The 20,118-nt window shown below is 57.8% G+C and carries 16 protein-coding genes and 1 CRISPR repeat array (1 of these 17 running past the window's edge); of the genes, 13 read left to right on the top strand and 3 right to left on the bottom strand.

Annotated features, from left to right (window positions below):
- A CRISPR array of direct repeats spans window positions 1–2,935; the repeat unit is 37 nt; unit sequence GTTTCAAACCCCTTCATTTCGGGGCGGATCTAAGCAC; it reaches 8,451 nt to the left of the window's first position.
- Window positions 2,936–3,093: 158 nt separating this feature from the next.
- The 11 genes from EKD03_RS05750 to cas2 all read left to right on the top strand — a co-directional run bounded on the left by EKD03_RS05750 (window position 3,094) and on the right by cas2 (window position 15,236).
- A complete protein-coding gene (locus tag EKD03_RS05750) occupies window positions 3,094–5,118 on the top strand; it encodes a WYL domain-containing protein (protein ID WP_129628500.1) in 2,025 nt (674 codons plus the stop codon).
- An 11-nt stretch (window positions 5,119–5,129) separates the two neighbouring features.
- The gene (locus EKD03_RS05745) at window positions 5,130–7,238 is read left to right on the top strand and encodes a GAF domain-containing protein (RefSeq protein ID WP_129628498.1); all 2,109 of its coding nucleotides are present in this window, start codon (window positions 5,130–5,132) and stop codon (window positions 7,236–7,238) included.
- Window positions 7,239–7,526: 288 nt separating this feature from the next.
- Window positions 7,527–8,300 carry a bacterial transcriptional activator domain-containing protein gene (locus EKD03_RS05740; RefSeq protein ID WP_129628496.1) on the top strand — a complete coding sequence of 258 codons (774 nt, stop codon included), beginning with the start codon at window positions 7,527–7,529 and terminating at the stop codon, window positions 8,298–8,300.
- A gap of 190 nt (window positions 8,301–8,490) precedes the next feature.
- Complete coding sequence (locus EKD03_RS05735; RefSeq protein ID WP_129628494.1) at window positions 8,491–9,657, top strand: hypothetical protein; 1,167 nt, start codon at window positions 8,491–8,493, stop codon at window positions 9,655–9,657.
- A gap of 19 nt (window positions 9,658–9,676) precedes the next feature.
- Window positions 9,677–10,966: a hypothetical protein gene (locus tag EKD03_RS05730; protein WP_129628492.1), complete on the top strand. Its 1,290-nt coding sequence runs from the start codon at window positions 9,677–9,679 to the stop codon at window positions 10,964–10,966.
- Window positions 10,967–10,969: 3 nt separating this feature from the next.
- The gene (locus tag EKD03_RS05725) at window positions 10,970–11,881 is read left to right on the top strand and encodes a hypothetical protein (protein WP_129628490.1); all 912 of its coding nucleotides are present in this window, start codon (window positions 10,970–10,972) and stop codon (window positions 11,879–11,881) included.
- A 26-nt stretch (window positions 11,882–11,907) separates the two neighbouring features.
- Entirely contained in the window at window positions 11,908–12,108 is a 201-nt protein-coding gene (locus EKD03_RS18770) for a hypothetical protein (RefSeq protein WP_129628488.1), read from the top strand.
- On the top strand, window positions 12,108–12,524 hold the full coding sequence (locus EKD03_RS18360; RefSeq protein ID WP_238613405.1) for a reverse transcriptase-like protein: 417 nt from the start codon (window positions 12,108–12,110) through the stop codon (window positions 12,522–12,524). The genes EKD03_RS18770 and EKD03_RS18360 overlap by 1 nt, the downstream gene beginning before the upstream one ends.
- A gap of 28 nt (window positions 12,525–12,552) precedes the next feature.
- Window positions 12,553–13,953 (top strand): reverse transcriptase domain-containing protein, encoded by a 1,401-nt coding sequence (locus tag EKD03_RS05710; protein ID WP_129628487.1) that lies wholly within the window; start codon window positions 12,553–12,555, stop codon window positions 13,951–13,953.
- Window positions 13,954–13,956: 3 nt separating this feature from the next.
- Window positions 13,957–14,952 carry a CRISPR-associated endonuclease Cas1 gene (gene cas1, locus EKD03_RS05705; RefSeq protein ID WP_129628484.1) on the top strand — a complete coding sequence of 332 codons (996 nt, stop codon included), beginning with the start codon at window positions 13,957–13,959 and terminating at the stop codon, window positions 14,950–14,952.
- Window positions 14,953–14,954: 2 nt separating this feature from the next.
- Entirely contained in the window at window positions 14,955–15,236 is a 282-nt protein-coding gene (gene cas2, locus EKD03_RS05700) for a CRISPR-associated endonuclease Cas2 (RefSeq protein WP_129628482.1), read from the top strand.
- 34 nt (window positions 15,237–15,270) lie between these two features.
- Here the strand turns inward: cas2 and cas6 are convergent, their stop codons facing one another.
- Complete coding sequence (cas6, locus tag EKD03_RS05695) at window positions 15,271–16,257, bottom strand: CRISPR system precrRNA processing endoribonuclease RAMP protein Cas6 (protein WP_129628480.1); 987 nt, start codon at window positions 16,255–16,257, stop codon at window positions 15,271–15,273.
- A 279-nt stretch (window positions 16,258–16,536) separates the two neighbouring features.
- On the opposite strand from cas6, the gene EKD03_RS05690 reads away from it, so the two are divergent.
- Entirely contained in the window at window positions 16,537–16,866 is a 330-nt protein-coding gene (locus EKD03_RS05690; RefSeq protein WP_129628477.1) for a CU044_2847 family protein, read from the top strand.
- Window positions 16,863–18,395 carry an SAVED domain-containing protein gene (locus tag EKD03_RS05685; protein ID WP_129628474.1) on the top strand — a complete coding sequence of 511 codons (1,533 nt, stop codon included), beginning with the start codon at window positions 16,863–16,865 and terminating at the stop codon, window positions 18,393–18,395. Before EKD03_RS05690 ends, EKD03_RS05685 begins: the two co-directional genes overlap by 4 nt.
- 215 nt (window positions 18,396–18,610) lie before the next feature.
- Here EKD03_RS05685 and cmr6 read toward each other — a convergent pair whose 3' ends face one another.
- Window positions 18,611–19,729 carry a type III-B CRISPR module RAMP protein Cmr6 gene (gene cmr6, locus EKD03_RS05680; protein ID WP_129628472.1) on the bottom strand — a complete coding sequence of 373 codons (1,119 nt, stop codon included), beginning with the start codon at window positions 19,727–19,729 and terminating at the stop codon, window positions 18,611–18,613.
- Window positions 19,726–20,115, bottom strand: coding sequence for a type III-B CRISPR module-associated protein Cmr5 (gene cmr5 / locus EKD03_RS05675; protein WP_202976769.1), 390 nt, complete (start codon window positions 20,113–20,115; stop codon window positions 19,726–19,728). Before cmr5 ends, cmr6 begins: the two co-directional genes overlap by 4 nt.
- Between the last annotated feature and the right edge of the window lie 3 nt (window positions 20,116–20,118).

Raw genomic sequence — 20,118 nt, 5'->3', positions numbered from 1 at the left:
CTTAATTAGGGGGGTGAGTTTCAAACCCCTTCATTTCGGGGCGGATCTAAGCACGCGCCAAGGCCGCAACTGGCAGGACTTCCCCAAGCGTTTCAAACCCCTTCATTTCGGGGCGGATCTAAGCACATCGTGGTGGTGGTCGGGGGTCGTAGGTACACCTGTTTCAAACCCCTTCATTTCGGGGCGGATCTAAGCACCGGGAGGCTAAGAGGGGGCTGGCAACCGGTTTCTAGTTTCAAACCCCTTCATTTCGGGGCGGATCTAAGCACGAGGTGGGCGGTGGTGGTTGGCAGCTCGCGGATCTCGTTTCAAACCCCTTCATTTCGGGGCGGATCTAAGCACCCGCCGCTACTGGGAAACCCGTGGAGGTCTCGAGCGGTGTTTCAAACCCCTTCATTTCGGGGCGGATCTAAGCACCCGGCAATAACCCCCAGATGCTGTTCGCTGTGTTCAAGTTTCAAACCCCTTCATTTCGGGGCGGATCTAAGCACCTGTTCCTTGGCCTCTGTGTTGCCGCCGCCGCGGCAAGTTTCAAACCCCTTCATTTCGGGGCGGATCTAAGCACGGCTTTCAACGACCAGTTCGCCCAAGGCCTGCCCCCTCAGGTTTCAAACCCCTTCATTTCGGGGCGGATCTAAGCACCCCAGTTTCCTTAACTGGATTGGCCGATAAGTTGAAGTTTCAAACCCCTTCATTTCGGGGCGGATCTAAGCACTTTTTTCCTGCCTGACCGCCCTGTTTCTTGAAGCTACTTGTTTCAAACCCCTTCATTTCGGGGCGGATCTAAGCACGTGGCTTGCGATGATGCCGCCGTTCAGGCGGATCTTGAGTTTCAAACCCCTTCATTTCGGGGCGGATCTAAGCACAAAAAATAAAGATCGGCGATAGGTAGGGTTCTGCGGGTGTTTCAAACCCCTTCATTTCGGGGCGGATCTAAGCACTCTCCCCCCAAACCTCGCACAAGGGGAGAGAGAGTCCGTTTCAAACCCCTTCATTTCGGGGCGGATCTAAGCACGAGGCAAAGGTAATGATCGTGTGTATGAGTTGCGACAGTTTCAAACCCCTTCATTTCGGGGCGGATCTAAGCACTATCCTATATGCCTCCAGTGCGGGGGCATAGGGTACGAGTTTCAAACCCCTTCATTTCGGGGCGGATCTAAGCACATTGGTGGGTGGAGCCAGGTCCGCCGGTGGCCCCGGGTTTCAAACCCCTTCATTTCGGGGCGGATCTAAGCACTCCCCCCAAACCTCGCACAAGGGGAGAGAGAGTCCGAGTTTCAAACCCCTTCATTTCGGGGCGGATCTAAGCACAACACCTCTCGAATGGCGGGCAACCGTCACCACAAAAGTTTCAAACCCCTTCATTTCGGGGCGGATCTAAGCACGGTTGCAGGTTCGATTCCTGTCCCGCCTGCCGGCGATGGTTTCAAACCCCTTCATTTCGGGGCGGATCTAAGCACCGGCTACTGCCAATGGCCCGCGGCCGGCGATGAATTGTTTCAAACCCCTTCATTTCGGGGCGGATCTAAGCACAATTTGTCATGCCCGTCGGCGGCTCCGTCGGGCGGAAGTTTCAAACCCCTTCATTTCGGGGCGGATCTAAGCACTACAGATCACCTTGACCGCGAAGGTCCGACGGCGATGTTTCAAACCCCTTCATTTCGGGGCGGATCTAAGCACGACATGTGACTCTGCAGGGGTAGTAAAGACTGAATGCGTTTCAAACCCCTTCATTTCGGGGCGGATCTAAGCACTGCTCGTTTTGTCGGCGTGTGGGTTAGAACCACCCAGTTTCAAACCCCTTCATTTCGGGGCGGATCTAAGCACTTGTTCCTGGTCCAGTGAATACCATGATTACATCTATGTTTCAAACCCCTTCATTTCGGGGCGGATCTAAGCACGATGCCAGTTCTTCAGCACCGAGCATACGCTTTGTGGGTTTCAAACCCCTTCATTTCGGGGCGGATCTAAGCACTACCTGCCGATAATGGCAGGTTCCGGTTGTAATTTTTGTTTCAAACCCCTTCATTTCGGGGCGGATCTAAGCACGCTCATTGCCCTGATCGCTGTCTTCGCCCTGTCAAGTTTCAAACCCCTTCATTTCGGGGCGGATCTAAGCACGTTATCATGCGTTACGTAAAGGCTTTTATCCTTTCCATGTTTCAAACCCCTTCATTTCGGGGCGGATCTAAGCACACAATTCAGGGGTGTGGTGTATGACATGCGGACAGGATTGTTTCAAACCCCTTCATTTCGGGGCGGATCTAAGCACCTGCCCCGCGAGAGCGCCCAGCCTGGGTGCCTCTTCTTGTTTCAAACCCCTTCATTTCGGGGCGGATCTAAGCACAAGTACTGCGAAAATTGCCGAGCGTGGTCCATTGTTTGTTTCAAACCCCTTCATTTCGGGGCGGATCTAAGCACGAGGTTTTAAGCATCGTTTCCAAATTTATTGGAAAACGTTTCAAACCCCTTCATTTCGGGGCGGATCTAAGCACCATTTGAGGAGCCGCGCGGACAATTCATACAGGTGCTCGTTTCAAACCCCTTCATTTCGGGGCGGATCTAAGCACGGCCTCAGGTGCCGAGGTATCAGGCGCCATAACCTGGTTTCAAACCCCTTCATTTCGGGGCGGATCTAAGCACAAATTGGTATACTTGTTGGTGGTGGCATTTCTTTTTGTTTCAAACCCCTTCATTTCGGGGCGGATCTAAGCACCTGGCAAAAAAAGCTAAGGCCTCCCCGTTTCGCAGGCGTTTCAAACCCCTTCATTTCGGGGCGGATCTAAGCACTTGTGAGGGTTTCACCCCCTGACCCGAGCTCGGAGTTTCAAACCCCTTCATTTCGGGGCGGATCTAAGCACGTAAATCCCCCTCGCCCTGTTTACAAAAATCAATAAGGTTTCAAACCCCTTCATTTCGGGGCGGATCTAAGCACCGCATTGTCCGAGGGCTATGCTGGTTTGGCGCTTCTTGATGGCTGAAATGTTGTCTGCCATTGACCAGCGATACTCCGTAGGGTTGCGTTTTTGGCCAAATATGTGCATACTCCGTATGTCAAGCTCAGTATAGCAGGTCTTTTGTTGGGTGGCAACCATGAATCATTGGGCACGGATGCTTGCCGATCTGCCGGGTATTGCGCAGCAGACAATTGCGCGCTATCAGCGTATTTCGCTGCCCCATCAGTGTAGCGCCGAAGAGCGTGTGCTGCGTTTGCGGCAGGCGTTATGCCGTCAGGCTACGGTACGGGCAGTCTATCAATCACTTGCAGCGGATGAGCAGGCGGCGCTGCATGTCTTGCGCGATCTGCATGCGGGGATGCGGCCTGCGGCATTGGCGCTGCGCTTTGGGCCGCTGCGCTCATGGTCGCAGTTGGCCAAAGACCCGGTGGCGCGTTCGATCAGTGAACGCTTGGTGTTGCTAGGATGGTTGCTGCCGCGTCCGGCAACGCCGCACCATCCGGAGCGTTTGTTGCTGCCGCCTGAGTTGCGGCGTTGGTTGCCTCAGCCGTTGGTTATTCCGCGTGTTGCGCCTGCACCGCATACGCCCTGCTTGCCCCCGCTGATCATTACTGCAAGTGCGCTCTTGTTAGCTTCGGCACGCCAGCCGTTGCCGCTCCGTGCCGATGGCCACTTGCGTCAATCTGCCCTGCGTGAGTTTGCCTGCTTGTCCGATCTGAGTGCCGATCTGGCTGGTCTTTTGCATACGACGCTTGAATTGCTGTGTGGCCTGGGGTTGCTCACCCGCTATGCTGGTGTGGCTAGCCCGACTCCTGGCGTGGGTGGGTTTTTGGCTCTTCCGCTTGATCAGCGTCTTGAGCGCTTGCGCAGTGCGTGGGTTGCCCTCGATACGCCCGATCATTGGCTGGCACGCCTCGATATGGCTACGAATGGGATTGTGTGGCCGATCCTACGCCGCCGCCTGATTGCCTGGGTTGAGGCGTTGCCGGTGGGATCGCTCATCGCCCCGGAGGCGATCTACCCTGCGTTGCGGGCTGCGTTAGGGCCGTTGGCCGATGCGCAAACCCATGGGTTGCGACGGGTGCGCCGTTCGCCATGGAGCGAGCAGCGCGCTGCGGCGGTCTGGCAGGCGAATCTCCAGGGGATGTTGCATTGGTTGGGGTATGTTGCATGGCCCGATACGCAGCATTGTCTTCGCCCACTGGCGCTGCCAGCGGAAGAATCGGCGTGGCGCTATGGTTCGCCCATGCATCTGTGGGTGCCCTATGGAACGACTGAGCGCGATCTGTTGGCGCTGGCTCCGGCGTTGGTTTTGGTTGAACAGCAAGCCGATGCCGCGCTCTATCGGATTGCCCCGCAAGGCGTGGCGCGGGCAGTGGCCCAGCGCCATGCTGAGTTGCCCCTCCGCATGATCGTGCAGCGCCACGCCGGCCCGGAGCCTGCTGGTTGGATGCCATCGGATTGCTGGAATCCCGCCCCGATTCGGGTTGCGCCCCAGATTGTGGTTGAAAGTCCCGATCCTACGGTGTTGGAGCAGGCCGCTCGCCAGCGCACGGTGCGCCGCCTCCTGGCGCGGCGTCTGGCCCCTGGGTTGGCCCTTGTCGCGCCAACCGACGTAGCGCCCCTCGTGCGGGCCTTGCAGCGTCAGGGTTTGGCGGTAGAGTCTGATGTGGCAACGGAAGCGCCACAGACTGCCCATGGAACCGATTTTGCCCCAGGTGTGCGCGCAACCCTCCTGGTTGCAGCCGCCTTCCTGCGGCGTTATGGGCCACCCGATCTGGCCATGCCACCACCCGAACAGCTTGAACGCGTGTTGCGCCAGAGCCTCCCGCCAGCTCTGCGGCAAGCCACCGATGCGACCCTACGCGATCTGGTGCGCCAGCCGCTAGGAGAAGACGATTCGCAGCCCTGGAATCCCCAGCCGGATGCGGGCGATGATGCAACAAGCCTGCGGGCACAATTGCGCGCAGCGATAGCCGCCAAACGGATGCTCACGATCCGCTATCATGATGCGGAACAGAACGTGACCACGCGCCAGATCCGTCCGCTCGATCTCTACTTCCAGGGCGAGCATTGGTACCTTCAGGCGCATTGTGCTCTGGTGGATGATCTGCGTACCTTTCGGGTGGATCGGATTATTCTAGCTTCCGGGAAGCTTTAAGGAGTGTTGCGATGGTTTCAGACCTGCCCGAATTTCCCGCACTATCCGAGCCTAGCGTCCAGGAAGAAGAAGCGAATCGGTTACACCGCGTCCTGCGCCAAGTGGCCGAAGAGGCTCCCCGCTGGAGTGCTGATCTGCGCGTCACGATTGGGCGTGCGAGTGCTATTTGTGGTCTTAAACAATCACAGATTCGCTATTACGAATCGTTGGGGGCACTCCAACCGGCAACAACAACCGGCCAGAGTGGCGCGAGTCGGCTCTACAACCTGAGCGATCTGCGCCGATTGCGCGTGCTTGCGTTGCTCAGCAGCGACTATAAGAGTGCTGAGGCGGCTGATATTGTGCGCCGCAATGCGAGTCTAATTGATCATGAGGTGCCCTTTGCCCTCGATACAGCCCTGAAACAGGAAGGGCAAGCGATTGCCGATGGCTTCTTTTTGGCCCGGATTATTAGCGAGATTATTTCAGCGTTTGAGGCCGAATTGGGCGAGCGTCAAAGCGCACACCCAGGATCAACGCTGCCGCGTGTGCGCGGGCTCATCTACCCAGGCCAAGCGATGCTGGAAGACTGGCCGCCTGATGCTGCCACGGTACAGCACTTGGGGCAGCAACTCTGCCAGAATCCGGCTGGCAGCTTGATTGCGCTCTATCGCCCCACACCACCGAGCGATACTACCTACAATTCACAGGAATGGGCCTACGAACTGCTCCAGAGTAGCGGCTCCGATACCCAAACCTTGCTCTTCTATAGCCACGAATCGCACCCTATTACCGAGTTTGATGCTGCAGTATTTGCGGTCTATGTTCCATCCGTTACGCCCGCACAGATGCTCGTGATTGCGCTTGATGCCCCGCTTGAGCCTGCCATCCTTGAGCCAGCCGAACTCGCCCCTGGCCGCCGACTCATCCTGGATCGGCTGCTTCAATTAGCACATACCATCTATCAAGATTTTCGGCGTGTCACCCATGGGCATGGGTATCGCTACCGCTCCGATGGCTTCCCGCTTGATCTGACGCGCCAGAGCTATAGCAATATTCTCAGGCTGATTGGCGAAACCATCTTCCCCCATGACGACTCACGTATGGCAGTCCTGCTGGTTCCTGATGGTCTGGATCAGCCAACCACGCTGGCGATTCTGGCCTATCATGGCTATGTAGACGCGCTGGTTGCGCATGCCAAACTCAGCCTAGAAGGCAGCGGTCAGGGGTTGAGTGGGCGCGCCTATCGTTCACGCGAGCCTTTTGTGTCGCTCAATGTGGATGCAGACCCCCATAAGGTACGCTATGGGTTAGAAGAGCAGAGCCATGTTGCCCTAGCGATTCCACTGGCTACGAGTTGGGGGCTTTCGCCCTTTGGGGTACTCTACCTCGCCTCGCGCAATCCCGATCAGCGCCTGGATAGTGCGGCGATGACCTGTGCCCTGGTCATCGGCGATATTCTGAGTGAACTCTTAGGGCGTTGGTGGCTCACCCGGTTACGCCGCGCCCAGGATACGCGGCTGCATCAGCAACTCCCAGCCATGCTGGCATGGCTCGATAGCCTCGATGCCCATGGCCCTGGCTTTCAACGGGCGCTGGCTGCCATCCGTCGGCGCTGGGAGCAGATGCGAGTTGTTGATGACCCGGTTGCCCTGCACGAGAGCCTTGCACTCGCCGTGATTGACATCAACCACTATCGTGAACTGATCCAGGTACGCAGCAATCAGCCCTTTCCGATCTATGTCCAACACCATGTAACGGCGGCAGTGCGCCGGGTTCTCGGTGCCGACTACCAGGATTGCTACTGGTTTGGCAATGATCATGCTGTCGTGCTGATTGATCACTGCACCGGAGAGCGGGCTAAAGCACTCCTCGAACGGATTGTTGAACAGGTTGCCGATGCACCACTGAGCATCCCTGGTCGCGCAGCCAACAGCGACTTCATCTCGATTTGTGCCGCCGTGAAGGTGCTACGCTACCAGAGCCTGTGCGATATTGCCTGCGATGATGCTCTGACGCTCAACCGCCACATGAGTACGATTATTGATTTGCTGCGTAACCGTGCGGGAAGGTTGCTTAATTTCGATATATTCTCGAAAAATCAGGCAAATACCGCCCAACGTGTAGCTTTAATTCCTTAAATCTCAGTCATATACGGAAAATATCAGCGTGAACCAAAAATGATCTCAAAAAGTATCTTCCCCTCGGAGGGTACAGGTGCTATACTTAAGCCCGTAGCGGAGGTGCGGGGGCCTGCGGCCCCCGCGAAAAAGAGAGCATTGCTGGTGCGGTTGGCCGCAAAGCGGCCAACCGCACCAGCAAAACCATGGGCTTGGGACGTAGCCCCAAGCAGAAATCTCGTGAGTTTGAGGTGTATAGGGCGCATCATGATACGCCCCTATGTAATGCTCGGAAGAAAGAGGACGCACATGGGTACCGCGAACCAGCACTCGGAGGAATCTGGCGAAGAGGATCACTGTAGTACGATGATCTACCTGATCGGAGATCTACGGGTTATCACCCCGCATGGCAAAGCGGATTGGAAGATCGCCCGACTCGGCGCTCACCAGATCAAACGGATGGTGAGTTACCTCGTAGCCAAAGCCGAACACCCCATTGCCCGCAACGATCTTGCCGCTATCGTCAGCCCCAATTGGCCCCACATCGCCCGACCCAGTAACCTCACCAGTGGCTTAAAGCAGTGGTTGAGGAAGTGGGGGATGCTTCCCGCACTGATCGAACGCGAGAACAGCATGATGCTGATCCGGCATAGGTGTTGGAGCAGCGACACCGATCAGATCGAAGCCCTCGCCGAGCAGGCCAATGAACATCTCTCCAACCACAATACGAGTGCGGCCATCCACGCACTCCAGCAGGCCGCCGCATTCTGTGGCGGTCGCTACCTGCCCGATTATGACAAGCCGGATTATCCCCTGACGCACCTGCAAACCTACTGGGAATCGTTCCAGCGCGACATCATTCACCGGCTGAGTGGTCTGCTGATGGAGCATAGCGCCTATAGCGAAGCCCTCAAGGTAGCCCGCAAGCTCACCCACTTGGGGAGTGAGGAAGCGAGCGATCATAGCATATTCGCCGATATTTTTGCCGCACTTGGTAGCCAGCATCGGGCGAACTACCATCGTAGAAAGGCGTCAGATGAGGATGAGGATGATGATTTTCCTGAACACGATACGGCCGCTTAAAGCCTTCCAGTATCAACCGCAACTATGCTAACTCCGGGCACGCGCACTGCCCGGAGTTTTTTTATGTTGCGCAAAAAACCATGCCCCGCACCAGAAGAAGCCCTGCACACGGCATGCGCCAACCATGCACGCAGCATGATCCACAAGGGTATGCTAGTCGTAGGAATAGTAGATCGTAAGGAGCGTGTGTATGCACCCCGCCATTGATGTTGCAACCCTACGCCGTTTTGATGCCGCGCTACCAACAGCAACGGCAACGGCTCCATCGGAACCCCTCTTGCGCGATCTCTGGCTGATCGCCATCGGCAATTCTGGAGAGAGCGTGATTCAGCGCATCGCTGCCTTGGGGCGCGGTGATGGGCTACATCTGGCCGCATGTGGCATTAACAATGATAATCTGGCGCCACGCTCACTCCAGGTACGTACACCCGATGGGGCAACCGAGCAGGTGGCACTCACTGAACGCCTCGTATTTAGTAGCGAGAATCCGCGTGATCGAATTGATGATTATCCGCTACTCAAAGATCGCTACGCAACCCTCCTGCGTGGCATCCCCGTCTTCGAGACCTTCCCGCGTGCCGGGTATGGTGGACACGGCCATCCCGTGATTTCTGCCCTCGATATTGATCTGAATAGTAGCGCGGTGATTGCCTTCTTAAACCATCAAATTCGTCGCTTGCGTGGCAATCATGCCGCTTCAGATGGGCGCAGCGATTGGGAACGGCTCCTGCGCCAGCATCACCAACACCATGCGAACCGGCAACACCGCCCGCGTGTGGTGGTGGTTGGCGGCGGCTCTGGTTCAATGGGCAATGCCGGACACCAACTGCTGCCCGCACTGGTGCGCCATCTGCTCAACGAAGCTGGCATCAAGGACTACGAACTCTGGGGGGTTGTGTTGGGGCCACATATCTTCAGTGGCCTGACACCCTTCACCCGCCATAACTACCGTGCCCTGCTCCACGCCCTTGATCATCTGGCCCGCAATGGGCAACGCCGCACCTACCTCCATGATCTACATATTGCCCTCCAAGCCCCGCCGTATGATCGGGTCTTCTTGATGGATGCGCCGACGGTTAGCACTGAACATGGGCGAAGTAGCGACACCGATCTCGAACGCTTCTTTGATCAGACCGCGTTGAGCCTCTATCTGCTCCTCACACGCGGCACTATCTGGCCGACAATTGCCAGTCATCTGGCAAATGAGGAGATCAGTAGCGATGGCCGCCTGCGCTACCTGCATACACTCCGCGCAGCCGTAGCGAGTCTGGATGTGTCCCACCTGCAATCAGCACTAGCCGATCAGATCCAGATTGCAAGCCTGCAAGCCCTAGCTGCCTGTTTTGAAACCGCTTGAGATCAGAAGGAGTAACCCAATGCTTGCACGTATGCTCCCGGCGACAGAAGCAGCGCCACCCCCTGAGAACGCAGGTATCACCTTCTGTAGCGCCGCCATGCTCACCCGCGATCTGCCCGCTCATCTGCTGCTCGATGCAACCGGACGCCCATTTTCCCCGGTGGTGTTGGCAGTGATGGATGATCTCAGCCAGATGCCCGCCCAATTTGACCTCTTGATCCGCAAGGAGGCAGTGGGAGGGGCCGAAGCGCTGCTTAAACAGAATGGCGAACGGATTGGCGATGCGGCTATCAATCGGTTGCATCGAAGGTTAGCGCATAGCAGCGACATCACCCCATTTAGCATCTTTTTGGAGAGCCTGCATAGCGAACTACTCCACCTCGATCATCTCTTCAGTGCGCAGTACGAAGAGGTTGGCTATGAGCTACGCAATTGCCAACAATCACTCCAGACATGGCAAGAGACGACCGAACAGGAACCAGGGCTATTCCAGAATATGATGGGCTGGATTGTTGGCAGTACCAAGCGGATCTCGCTGCCCCAAGCGATAGCCCTGTGGAATCGGCGTGAAAGTCTGCATCTCAGCTATCACGCTGTGGCCGCAGCACGGGCGGTGGTTGGGCGATTGAACGATGAGGTTGAGATATTACGCGAACGTCAAGCGAGTCTGCTGCAAACCATTGAGCGCAATCTAGTGCAAGCGCAGCAGCAGCAGCGTGAACACCGGGCAGCAGCAGAGGCCATGTCGCTCTATGCCCCCTGGACATGGCAGATTAACCCTGATTCCCTGTCTACACAACTCATGAAGCGGGTTGCGACTGATCGTTTGGTTGCCGATCTGATTGCGTACATAAGCAATAATACTCATCTTGATCATCTTGCCGAGGTGGCACATACACTTGCTGAGCGTGAAGCTGCTCGCATTATAGACAATCTTTCGATAGCCGAGGCCATAATGGCTGAAGCTGGTGATCTCGCTGATCCTGCCCTTGATCCATTGGTGCTGGTTGGACAGGCGCTCCTCAGTCAACTCCAAGAACAGAGCGCTTGGCGCTTACTGCGCACGGCGCACCCACGGGTTGAAATCGTCCAGGTGACGAATGATGGGCAACCCCTCTTTCATCTCGATGGTTTAGGCAGCGCCGCTTATGGTGATGCCATCCAACGGATGGGGTTTGTGCAACTCGAATCGGCGATCTCTAGTGCTGATCTGCGGATTCTTCAGGAGGGGAACGAGCAGTTTGAGCAGATTCTCAACCAACGCAACCTGTATGTCCTAGAGGATCTGGCCCAAGCTACGTGGAGGTAGTCTATGTACCCAAGCCCCCACCTTGTCGGGTTGCTACTCGTAACTGGCACCCTATTCATACACACCCAGTCCAACGCAATCCTTTTAGCGCCCGCCATCAGTGAAGCCGAACCAGCGCTGCAAGCGCGGGGTATCTTCTACCAACAGAGTCACGCGCTCGATCTTCCCAGCCGGGTACGCATTGCGAGTAGCCCAGATGGCACGGGGATGCTCTGTACTGATGATGAGGTTCGTCTGCATTTTCAGCCTGCCCAGGGTGCGCTACAGATGTGGCAGCATCTCTTTGCTGACCCAGAGGGCCATACGATTCGCTGCCTGCCACCACAAGAGATTGACCTCGCTGCGGGTGCCGGAAGGTACACGGTGACAATCACCCTCACTGATCAGTTTGCCGATACCTTCAGCAGCAGCAGTTATTACCTGATACCGCTATACCCGCCACCCACACCAAGCCCAACTCGGTCGGTAGCCAGTAGCCAGCATAGTCCAACACCTACCGCTACCATCCTTCTGCCACGATCAACACCGAACCAGAATACAGAATCGGGAGGATCAGATCTGACACGATCTCTCTGGTGGTGGGTACCAGTGGCGACCCTCGTGTTCCTGATACTCATCCTGCGCCTCCGTCCGCAACGGATCACGCCCCCACGCTTCCAGGGGATTATTGATCTTCGGGATCGTGAGACGGGTGAACATCGAACTATTCTGCTGCACAACTACCCTGCTGGCGTGGCGATTACACGCCAACCACTCGATTGTACGCCATTGCGCAGCCCAAGATCGCCACCCGCTGCGAGCACATGTATTCTGCCTGGGCCTAACGGAGCAGTTCTGAGTGGCGAGACCCAGCCTACCCCTCTCATCCCTGGCGAAGTAGTCATGATGAGCCACCTCGAAATACGGATGCGTTAGACCCGGAGGTACCCATGTTATGGTGCATGATCCCCAGCGCAATAGCGGCATTCCTGATCGCCCTACTCTTTCTGGTCGCACCCCGGCCACGTCTGCCCAAGCCACGCAACCTACGCCCGCGTCAGATCCTACGCGGGTGTCTGGCCAGCATCTTCCTGGTGTTGGGGCTACTCCTCAGCCTGCTCAGTCTGGCCCTGATGCAACCACCCATGATCACGGGTATCTAGTGCTTCAAGTTGATGGTACTCCCGGCCAGAACCATAGTGGGATGGCCGGAGTCGCGGCAATCGTGCGTAGTCCCGGCGGGCAGATCCTTGCGTGGCGCTCATGCCAGATGCCCGCCCACACCAGCAATGCGGCTGAGTACCAAGCACTCATCGTTGGACTCCAGTTGGTTCTGGAACGCTATGGGCGTGTGCGGGTACGCTGCCTCACCGACAGCCAGGTTGCGGTGGAACAACTCAGTGGCCGCGCCAACGTGCGTGCGGATGGCCTCGCACCGCTCTATGCGCAAGCCGCAGCCCTCGCTACCCAGCTTGCCCATGTCACCTTCATCCACATCCCACGCGACCTGAACCGCCTAGCCGATGCCTTGGCATGGGAGGCACTGAGCGGAAGGCGACTCTTGCGCGGCTATACGTAGCTTCCGGGAAGCTTTACAAGGAGTTGATATGCGCCTCTTTCCTGCCTATACACAAACCCGATTGATTGACCAGATCTGTGCCGTTGACAACATGACCTATGCCTACCGCCAAGTACGCAGCAATATTGCGGCCTATCGTCGGGCGCGTAGCACCGGCCCAGATGGACTCTCGCTGCACGATTTTGATGCCAACTGGCCGCAACAGATGGCCAACCTCACCGAAGAGTTGCGCAACGGAACCTATCAGCCGATCCCGGCGCGTATGGTTGCCATCCCCAAAAAGAGTGGCGGCGAGCGCGCCATTACGATCATGGCCATCCGCGACCGCATCGCCCAACGCGCTACCCTTCAGGTCTTGGAACCGATCTTCGATCCACTGTTGCACGACGCCGCCTACGGATGCCGTCCGCGCCTGAGTGTTACCGATGCGATTGAACGGGTGGCGCGCTATGCCGCCCAGGGCTATACCTGGGTAGTTGATGCCGATATTCAGGACTATTTTTCCAGTATTGATCAACGGCTGTTGCTCACATTGGTGCGTCAGCGCGTCCCTGAGGTTGCGATCCTACGCCTGATCGCCGCTTGGCTCAGAAGTGGCAATGGGGCCTATGTAGATGTAGCCCCACTCGCCTGGGAAGAACAAGGCGTTCCTTCGCTGCTCAACCGCACACTCCAAACCTTCCGCCGGATGTGGGATAACCATACAGAACACAGGCCACCTATCCCACCCACATTTAGCCCCACCGATCCGGTTGAAGATTGGGAAGCGCCAGAGGTTTCAGCGTGGCGCAGCCCATACAGCCCACCAACCCCGTATGGTGTGGGCCAGCAATCACCCCTGAACAACCTGTGGACAGCATTGATGTTGGCCCAACCCGCCCTGAATGGAGTACGGCGCGCATGGCCGAGTATCCAGCGCATCGGAGGGCGGCGCATCGCCCTGGCCGGTGCGGTCGCTGCCGGGGCTATCGCCGCCTACGAAGTCGCCACCAACTGGCCGCGTGAAGAGCCGCGTGGCACCGCCCAGGGTGGGCCACTCTCGCCACTGCTTGCCAACATCTACCTGCATCCCTTTGATATTGCGCTGACCAGCCAAGGGCTACGCTTGGTGCGCTACATGGACGACTTTGTGGTGATGTGTGCCAGCCAGAGCGAGGCCGAACGCACGCTACGCCTCATCGAACGCCAACTCACGATCCTCAACCTGCGCCTGAATCATGAGAAGAGCAGCATCCGCAACTATAACGATGGTCTCGATTTTCTCGGCCAGAGTCTCATTCCACGTCGGCGTGGCCCCACTATCGAGCGCGGACTACAAACATTCAGCGAAGCCGAGGTGATCATCCGCACAACCATGAAGCGTGTACGCACCCAGAAGCAATCCTCACACCGTCGCCGAACCAACCGCAAACCAGCGAAAGGCCGCTAAGCCATGCCTGCCCTCTACGTGAATGATCAGGGTGCAAACATTCGCAAACGCGACAACCAGATCATTGTCAGTCGCGGCAACACGACCCTTCAGGTCGTACCCATCCACAAACTCGAACAACTCATCGTCATGGGGCGCGGGGTGCAACTCTCGACCGCGCTTCTGATCACCCTGCTCGAAGCCGGGGTACCCGTCACCTTCACCAACCAGAGCGGCACACGCCACTACGCCACCCTCGCGCCGGGTGTCTCGCACTTTGCGGCGTTGCGCAGCCAACAAATGGCGCTCGTCCAAGATCCGGCGCGGGCGTTAGAACTGGCCCGCAGCCTAATCACGATCAAGCTCAGCGCCCAACAAGCACTCCTGCGCCGCAGCAACTGGCCCGCCAGTCGCTCCGCAATCAGCCAGATCGAGACTGCCCGTATAGGGGTGCAGAGCGCGAGCAACCAGGATAGCCTGCGTGGCTATGAAGGTGTAGGTGCCGCCGCCTATTTCGGTGCGTGGCGTGCCAGCCTGGGAACGGCCTGGGGCTTCCATGGCCGTGCCTTCTACCCGCCGCCCGATCCGATCAACGCGATGCTCTCGTTCGGCTACACCTTGGTGCTGCATGAGGTTGTGGTCGCCATCCAGATCACCGGCCTTGACCCCTATCTGGGCACCTTCCATGTGATCGAAGCCGGACGACCCTCACTGGCCCTCGATCTGCTCGAAGAGTTTCGCCCCAGCCTGGTTGATCGACTGGTACTTGATCTGGTAGAGAACCAGACCCTGCAACCCCAACACTTTGAACATCCCGCCCAACGACCAGAGGCAGTCTACCTGAGCAACGCTGGGCGTGAGTTGCTGATTGAACGCTACGAGAGCCTGCTCAACAGCCCGGTAGAAGTTTCTGGGATCGGGCGCACGGCATGGCGGCAGGCGATCCGGCTACAAGCCCAAGCGATTGCCCGCGTTATGCGTGGCGACATTGCCCACTATGCAGGGCTAGGAGTGGCCTAACCATGTTCACCGTGATTAGCTACGACATTGTCGAAGACAAACGCCGCACCAAGATACACAAACATCTCCATGGCTATGGTGTGCGGGTTCAATACAGCGTCTTCGAGTGTGATCTGAACAAAAAACAACTCAGCCAGCTTCAACAGGAACTCGCGGCACTGATAGACATCAACACCGACAGCATCCGCATCTACCAACTCGAAGCCGACTCAGCCCGCCGCACCCAGATCCTTGGCATCGGGCGGGTAAGCGTTGAGCCGGCGTACTACTATGTGGGCGGGTAGGATCAGCAAATGGGCAACGTCTGATTCCTTCCTCCTAACCCGTTGAGGGAAGGGCCGCCACCTCCACCCAACCATGCCCAAACACACACGCCTTCCCCACATGAATAGAGTTACCAATCAACAGCATGAGCGCTATCTCAGGTAGAACCTCGCGCAATATCACCGTCCCGATCATCCCGCCCAGGGTCATCGGGCGCGGCTGGGCCCCACGGGTACTCGTGCGTTCCCAGTCCACCCACTGGATCTGCGGGTTGTCGAGGCGCACCGAACGCGCCGCTGCCACCAGCGGGCGGTAGTCGGTTGGCCAGGGGGTAGCGTGGAAGGCGGCAAGGGCGGCGAGACGCCAGCAGGTGGCTTGGATGAGGGCGGGCAGATCGAGGTGTTCGAGGAAGGCTCCGCGTGCCTTGAGCCGCAGCGGAGTGCGCAGGGTGAGGCGCAGATCGGCGGGGAGTGCCTCGGCATGTGGGGTCAGATCCGCCACTCTGAGTGTTGGGAGTTCCCCTGTATCGAGCAAGCGCCCATCCTGGTAGATCGGACGCCCAATTGGGCGCAGCGGTTCGAGAGCTTCCACGCGCTCCAACTTGGCCTTGGCGTGATCGCGGCCGAGCCCGGCCTTGCCCAACTCTTCAAACCCAACCAAAAAGTAGGGCAGGTAATCAATCCCGCGTCCGATCAGAATCAACCCAAACTCCAAACTATCACCCGCCGCATAAGCGCGTTTGTGATCCAAGGGTGGCTCGATCACAAATGGGCGCGGGACATCCTGAAGATCATGGAAGTGCGGCACATCGGGCGGGTGCGGGGTCTCAAAGACCCAACGATAGGGGCAGATCTGGGTACTATGGCACTGATCCGAGTGGCCCCAACATCGCGCCGGGCATGCGGCGCGTTGGAAGGCGTAGCCAAACCCGCCGCGCAACAGGGCACCCTTGTAGGGCGGGAGGGTGGTTGCTTCCAGCAGGCGATAGGTGACACGCGCACGGAGCAGTGGCAGATCGGGCAGGGTGAAGAGATCTGACATAAGGCTCCTATAGACATGGGGAATGAAGCGTTTAGTGCATGATACAATATTAAGATATAGTAGGGTATATGCAAAGCCACCTCCGGTGGGGGTTCGGGGGAGGCTTCGCCTCTCCCGAAGAACTCTTTTTCTCTGCTGTTGGCGGCGAAGCCGCCAACAGCAGAGAAAAAAGCGGGTCTGGGGTGCAGCCCCAACATGGGTTTTAGGGCGGTAGCCCTAAAGTTACTGTCAATGGGCGGCTACGCCGCTAAAAAATACCAAATATGAGGAGCGTTTATAGTGGCAACTAAACTCATCAGGCTCGCCGATGGAACCATGATCGAAGTTGAGGCCAAGCCGAACGAGCCGCAGCAGATCTCCTCAGATCAGGCGCGTAGAGTAGAAGAGACCATTGAACGCATCAAGCCGCTGCTGATCAATGCCTGTCGGCCAGCCGTTGCTGCCTGGAATGAACTGAGCCAGGAGATGCTGATTGAACAAGCAGAGATCGAACTGGGCTTGGGCTTTGAGGGTGAGGCTGGTATTCCCTACTTGGCTAAGGGCAGTGCTAATGCCAACCTGACGATTACGTTGACGATTAAGCCTAAGCCAAGTGAGGGTCATGCATGATTCCGCCACCCTCGATTGTCCTCATCCAGAGTCAGGATGATACAAATACCGCAATTGGTACCGGTTTTGTGATCTACCAGAGTAATGCCGATAGCTACATCCTAACGTGCGCACATGTTGTGCGGGATGTCGGCGGGCGTGATCTGGTAAAGGCCGAGGGTGTGCCAGCCGAGGTAGTTGCTATCGGCGAAGATCATGGACTCGATCTGGCCGTTCTGCGGGTCGCGCAGATACCGGGTCGAGTGGCTCTCAGGCTACGCAGCACGGGCAATGCCGAACATGCGGTGCGGATCGAGGGGTACTATAAGCATATTTCGTACTACCCTCTGGAAGCCATCGAAGGGCGGCTGGTACGATCATTCACGCTCTCGGACTCGCGTAGACAGCACTTTGTTTCTGGATGGTACATCACCATCAACGCTCAACAACATCTGCGTGGTGGCTACAGTGGCTCCCCTGTCTGTGTCGCTGATGGGGCGGTAATCGGCGTCATGATCACCAGCGAGGGCGAGCAGCAGGGGCGAGCGATCTCTATCGAGGCGCTGCGGGCGATCTGGCCGGAGATGCCCGTGGGGCTGCTGCTAGATGCCGCTGCACCAGCAGTGCCAGAGCCACCTCCGAGCAATAATCAGCCCGTGGTGCTGGATGTTCTTGTGCCCGATCATGTCAGCGATCTGATCACGACCTACAAACGGCGGCTCCATATCCTAGAGATCCAGCAGGCCCAGAAGGGGATCAGTACTGAGCCGCATATCATCATTGAGATCGAGGATCTGCGCAAGAAGATCGCTGCCTACGAGGTGCAACGGGCAGACAAGCAGGCTCTCGAAGTCGAGTTGCTGGCCTTTCCAACGGCAACACCGAGCGATAGCGCCGCTGAGAGCCTAGACTGGCGACGCTACTATGATCAGACAACCCCCACCCCAGATCTCTGGCAAGCGCGGCTGATCCCCGACCTGCTCGCACTCAAGCAGCGCCTCAAGCGGAGGCGCGCCACCACCCTGCTGCTCGACTCGGATACCCGTCTCTCTGCCGCGCTCGCCTTTGGCTATGCCTTCCGGCAGCCCACTGGCTTTCAGCTACGGATCAACCAGCATGGAGACATCTGGACGACCGAGATGCAGGCGCGGGTTGCGGCCCCCCTAACTCGGCCAGAGATCGAGCCATTGGCGGGTGGCGGAAGCGACATCACCATCGAGATGAGTAGTGCGCGGCAGCATATTCACCCCGATGTGAAGACCTGGCTCGACGCGCATCCTGGGCAGATCGCTCGGCGGGTGCGTCTCGCGGTGAATGTCGAACAGCTTGATGGCCCGATGTCCATCGCTATTGCCCGCGCCATCTTCCAACTCATGCACGATCAGCGTCGCACGCACCCCGCCCCGCAGACGATTCACTTCTTCGCAGCGATGCCCAAAGGGTTGGCAGTACTCATCGGCTGGCACCTACATACCTGTGGGCCGGTGCAGTTCTATGAGAAACTGGGTGCCAGTTACCAGATCTCGTGTTTGCTCGATGAGCGGTGGTAAACCTCATCAACCGCAGAGGACACAGAGGTACGCAGAGGGATGGATTCTATATATATACCTACAGTTCTTCCTCTGCGTTCCTCTGATGAGCGGTGGTAAACCTCATCAATCGCAGAGGTACGCAGAGGGATGGGTTCTATATATATACCTACAGTTCTTCCTCTGCGTTCCTCTGCGTTCCTCTGCGGTTAAAAACCAGAGTATCGCAGTGCCTCTCAACTCTTCCTGTTTTTGGGGGCGCGTTGTACCCGCAGGATGGTGCGTTGCTCACCGGTCTCGATTGCGATCACCTCGACCCGCGCCTTCTCGCCTGGTTGCCATGCCGGGGTGTCGGCTTGAATGTCGAGTATTGCCAGCACATGTTCCGGGGCATGGCCGGGTACTTGGATGGCGATCTTTTGCGTATTACGTTCGATCACGTTACTCGTGATGATCTGACCCACTACGGGAATCGTGCGCGGTGAGGGTGTGGCTGCGGTCTGTTCTCCCTTCTTTCCACAAGGAGTAGTGCTTGTTGGGGGTAGCGAACGTAGATCCATCCGCCCATAGCCGCTTGACGTTTTGGCTCCCACGCCCATCTGATCCAGCGCCGCTGCAAGTATCTCAAAGGCGCGGCTACGCCACGCTGGTGGCCCACTTAGGGCGAGCAGGAAGCTGCCGGTGGCGGTGAGAAAGGGAATCGGCATCGGGCTGTCCCAGTCGGTGGGGGCTTGGCTGCCGCCCTGGTTGTAGTAGGCTTGGTGGTGAACGGTAAGCACATCGGCAGCTAATGATTGCGGATGGGCCGGATCGTCGGGGTACCACAAGGCATCGTGAAAGGTGACATAGCCCGCCGTGCTGGTGGCACCAAAGAGGAGTTCGTAGGCGCTCGGTGGCTGCTGCGCTGGATCATCGGGGTCATAGATCGTTGCCGGTTTGCCCCAGGTGTCATCTAGGCGCTGGCGCGCATAGGCAGCGGCGAGTCCTTTGAGCGCACTGCCCGGAATATACGGGATGCCGTAGGTGCGTTGTAGGCTGATCGCAGTCTCTAGGACGCTCGCGTTGCCGATGCCGACCACGACCCGCCCGCGTGCGGTCGCGAGGCGCAGTTCGGTGTCGGCGAGGTGGGTGAGGGTGTCGCGCCAGCGCCGAAAGCTGCACCGGTAGAGATCCAGCACTGCGGGTGTGCTGGCAATTGTGGCGGTGTCGGTCACCAGATTACGTTTGGTCTCTACGTCCTCGCCAGTGCGCTGTTGAGGTTGAGGTTGGGTGGGGATGAACTTGTCGAGCCAGAGACCAGGATGCTGGCATGCGTTCTTGTTCAGGCTTTGAAGGTGATCACGGCGGCTACTCATGGTTCTTCTCCCTCGCTACCCTCAACATGAAGTACCGATTGGGCAAAGCGTTTGAACCAGAGTAGCGCCGCTAATGCCTCGTGGGTGAGCCGCATGTAGCTCGCCAGTGGAGGTTTGCGACTCGCAGTGCCCAACGAATCGGCATTGGGGTAGCCCAAGACGATGGCGAGATCAGTGAGCAGATCCTTCTGCGGTTGTTGGCTATTCGGGCGCGACTGTACAAACGCAACGGCCTGAACTAAGCCTGCGCTCCGAATGAGGATCGGTAGGCCATGCGCCATGCTGCCATAGGCTTGTTTGTAGGCTTGATCACGCGCCGCAACCCGGCTCACCAACTGGAAGACGCCATCCGCCTGACGCTGTTCACGAGTCTGGATGTCTGGCATGGC

The sequence above is a fragment of the Candidatus Oscillochloris fontis genome (genome assembly GCF_004138135.1).
In the GTDB taxonomy this organism is placed as follows: domain Bacteria; phylum Chloroflexota; class Chloroflexia; order Chloroflexales; family Chloroflexaceae; genus Oscillochloris; species Oscillochloris fontis.
Note: the sequence above shows the minus strand (reverse complement) of the source record. Positions and strands in the feature narration are given on the sequence as shown.

Bases quoted from the DNA above. Each gene is read 5' to 3' on its own strand.
- EKD03_RS05750 (WP_129628500.1), top strand. From the start codon at position 3,094: ATGAATCATTGGGCACGGATGCTTGCCGATCTGCCGGGTATTGCGCAG.
- EKD03_RS05745 (WP_129628498.1), top strand. From the start codon at position 5,130: ATGGTTTCAGACCTGCCCGAATTTCCCGCACTATCCGAGCCTAGCGTC.
- EKD03_RS05740 (WP_129628496.1), top strand. From the start codon at position 7,527: ATGGGTACCGCGAACCAGCACTCGGAGGAATCTGGCGAAGAGGATCAC.
- EKD03_RS05735 (WP_129628494.1), top strand. From the start codon at position 8,491: ATGCACCCCGCCATTGATGTTGCAACCCTACGCCGTTTTGATGCCGCG.
- EKD03_RS05730 (WP_129628492.1), top strand. From the start codon at position 9,677: ATGCTTGCACGTATGCTCCCGGCGACAGAAGCAGCGCCACCCCCTGAG.
- EKD03_RS05725 (WP_129628490.1), top strand. From the start codon at position 10,970: ATGTACCCAAGCCCCCACCTTGTCGGGTTGCTACTCGTAACTGGCACC.
- EKD03_RS18770 (WP_129628488.1), top strand. From the start codon at position 11,908: ATGATCCCCAGCGCAATAGCGGCATTCCTGATCGCCCTACTCTTTCTG.
- EKD03_RS05710 (WP_129628487.1), top strand. From the start codon at position 12,553: ATGCGCCTCTTTCCTGCCTATACACAAACCCGATTGATTGACCAGATC.
- cas1 (WP_129628484.1), top strand. From the start codon at position 13,957: ATGCCTGCCCTCTACGTGAATGATCAGGGTGCAAACATTCGCAAACGC.
- cas2 (WP_129628482.1), top strand. From the start codon at position 14,955: ATGTTCACCGTGATTAGCTACGACATTGTCGAAGACAAACGCCGCACC.
- cas6 (WP_129628480.1), bottom strand. From the start codon at position 16,257: ATGTCAGATCTCTTCACCCTGCCCGATCTGCCACTGCTCCGTGCGCGT.
- EKD03_RS05685 (WP_129628474.1), top strand. From the start codon at position 16,863: ATGATTCCGCCACCCTCGATTGTCCTCATCCAGAGTCAGGATGATACA.
- cmr6 (WP_129628472.1), bottom strand. From the start codon at position 19,729: ATGAGTAGCCGCCGTGATCACCTTCAAAGCCTGAACAAGAACGCATGC.
- cmr5 (WP_202976769.1), bottom strand. From the start codon at position 20,115: ATGCCAGACATCCAGACTCGTGAACAGCGTCAGGCGGATGGCGTCTTC.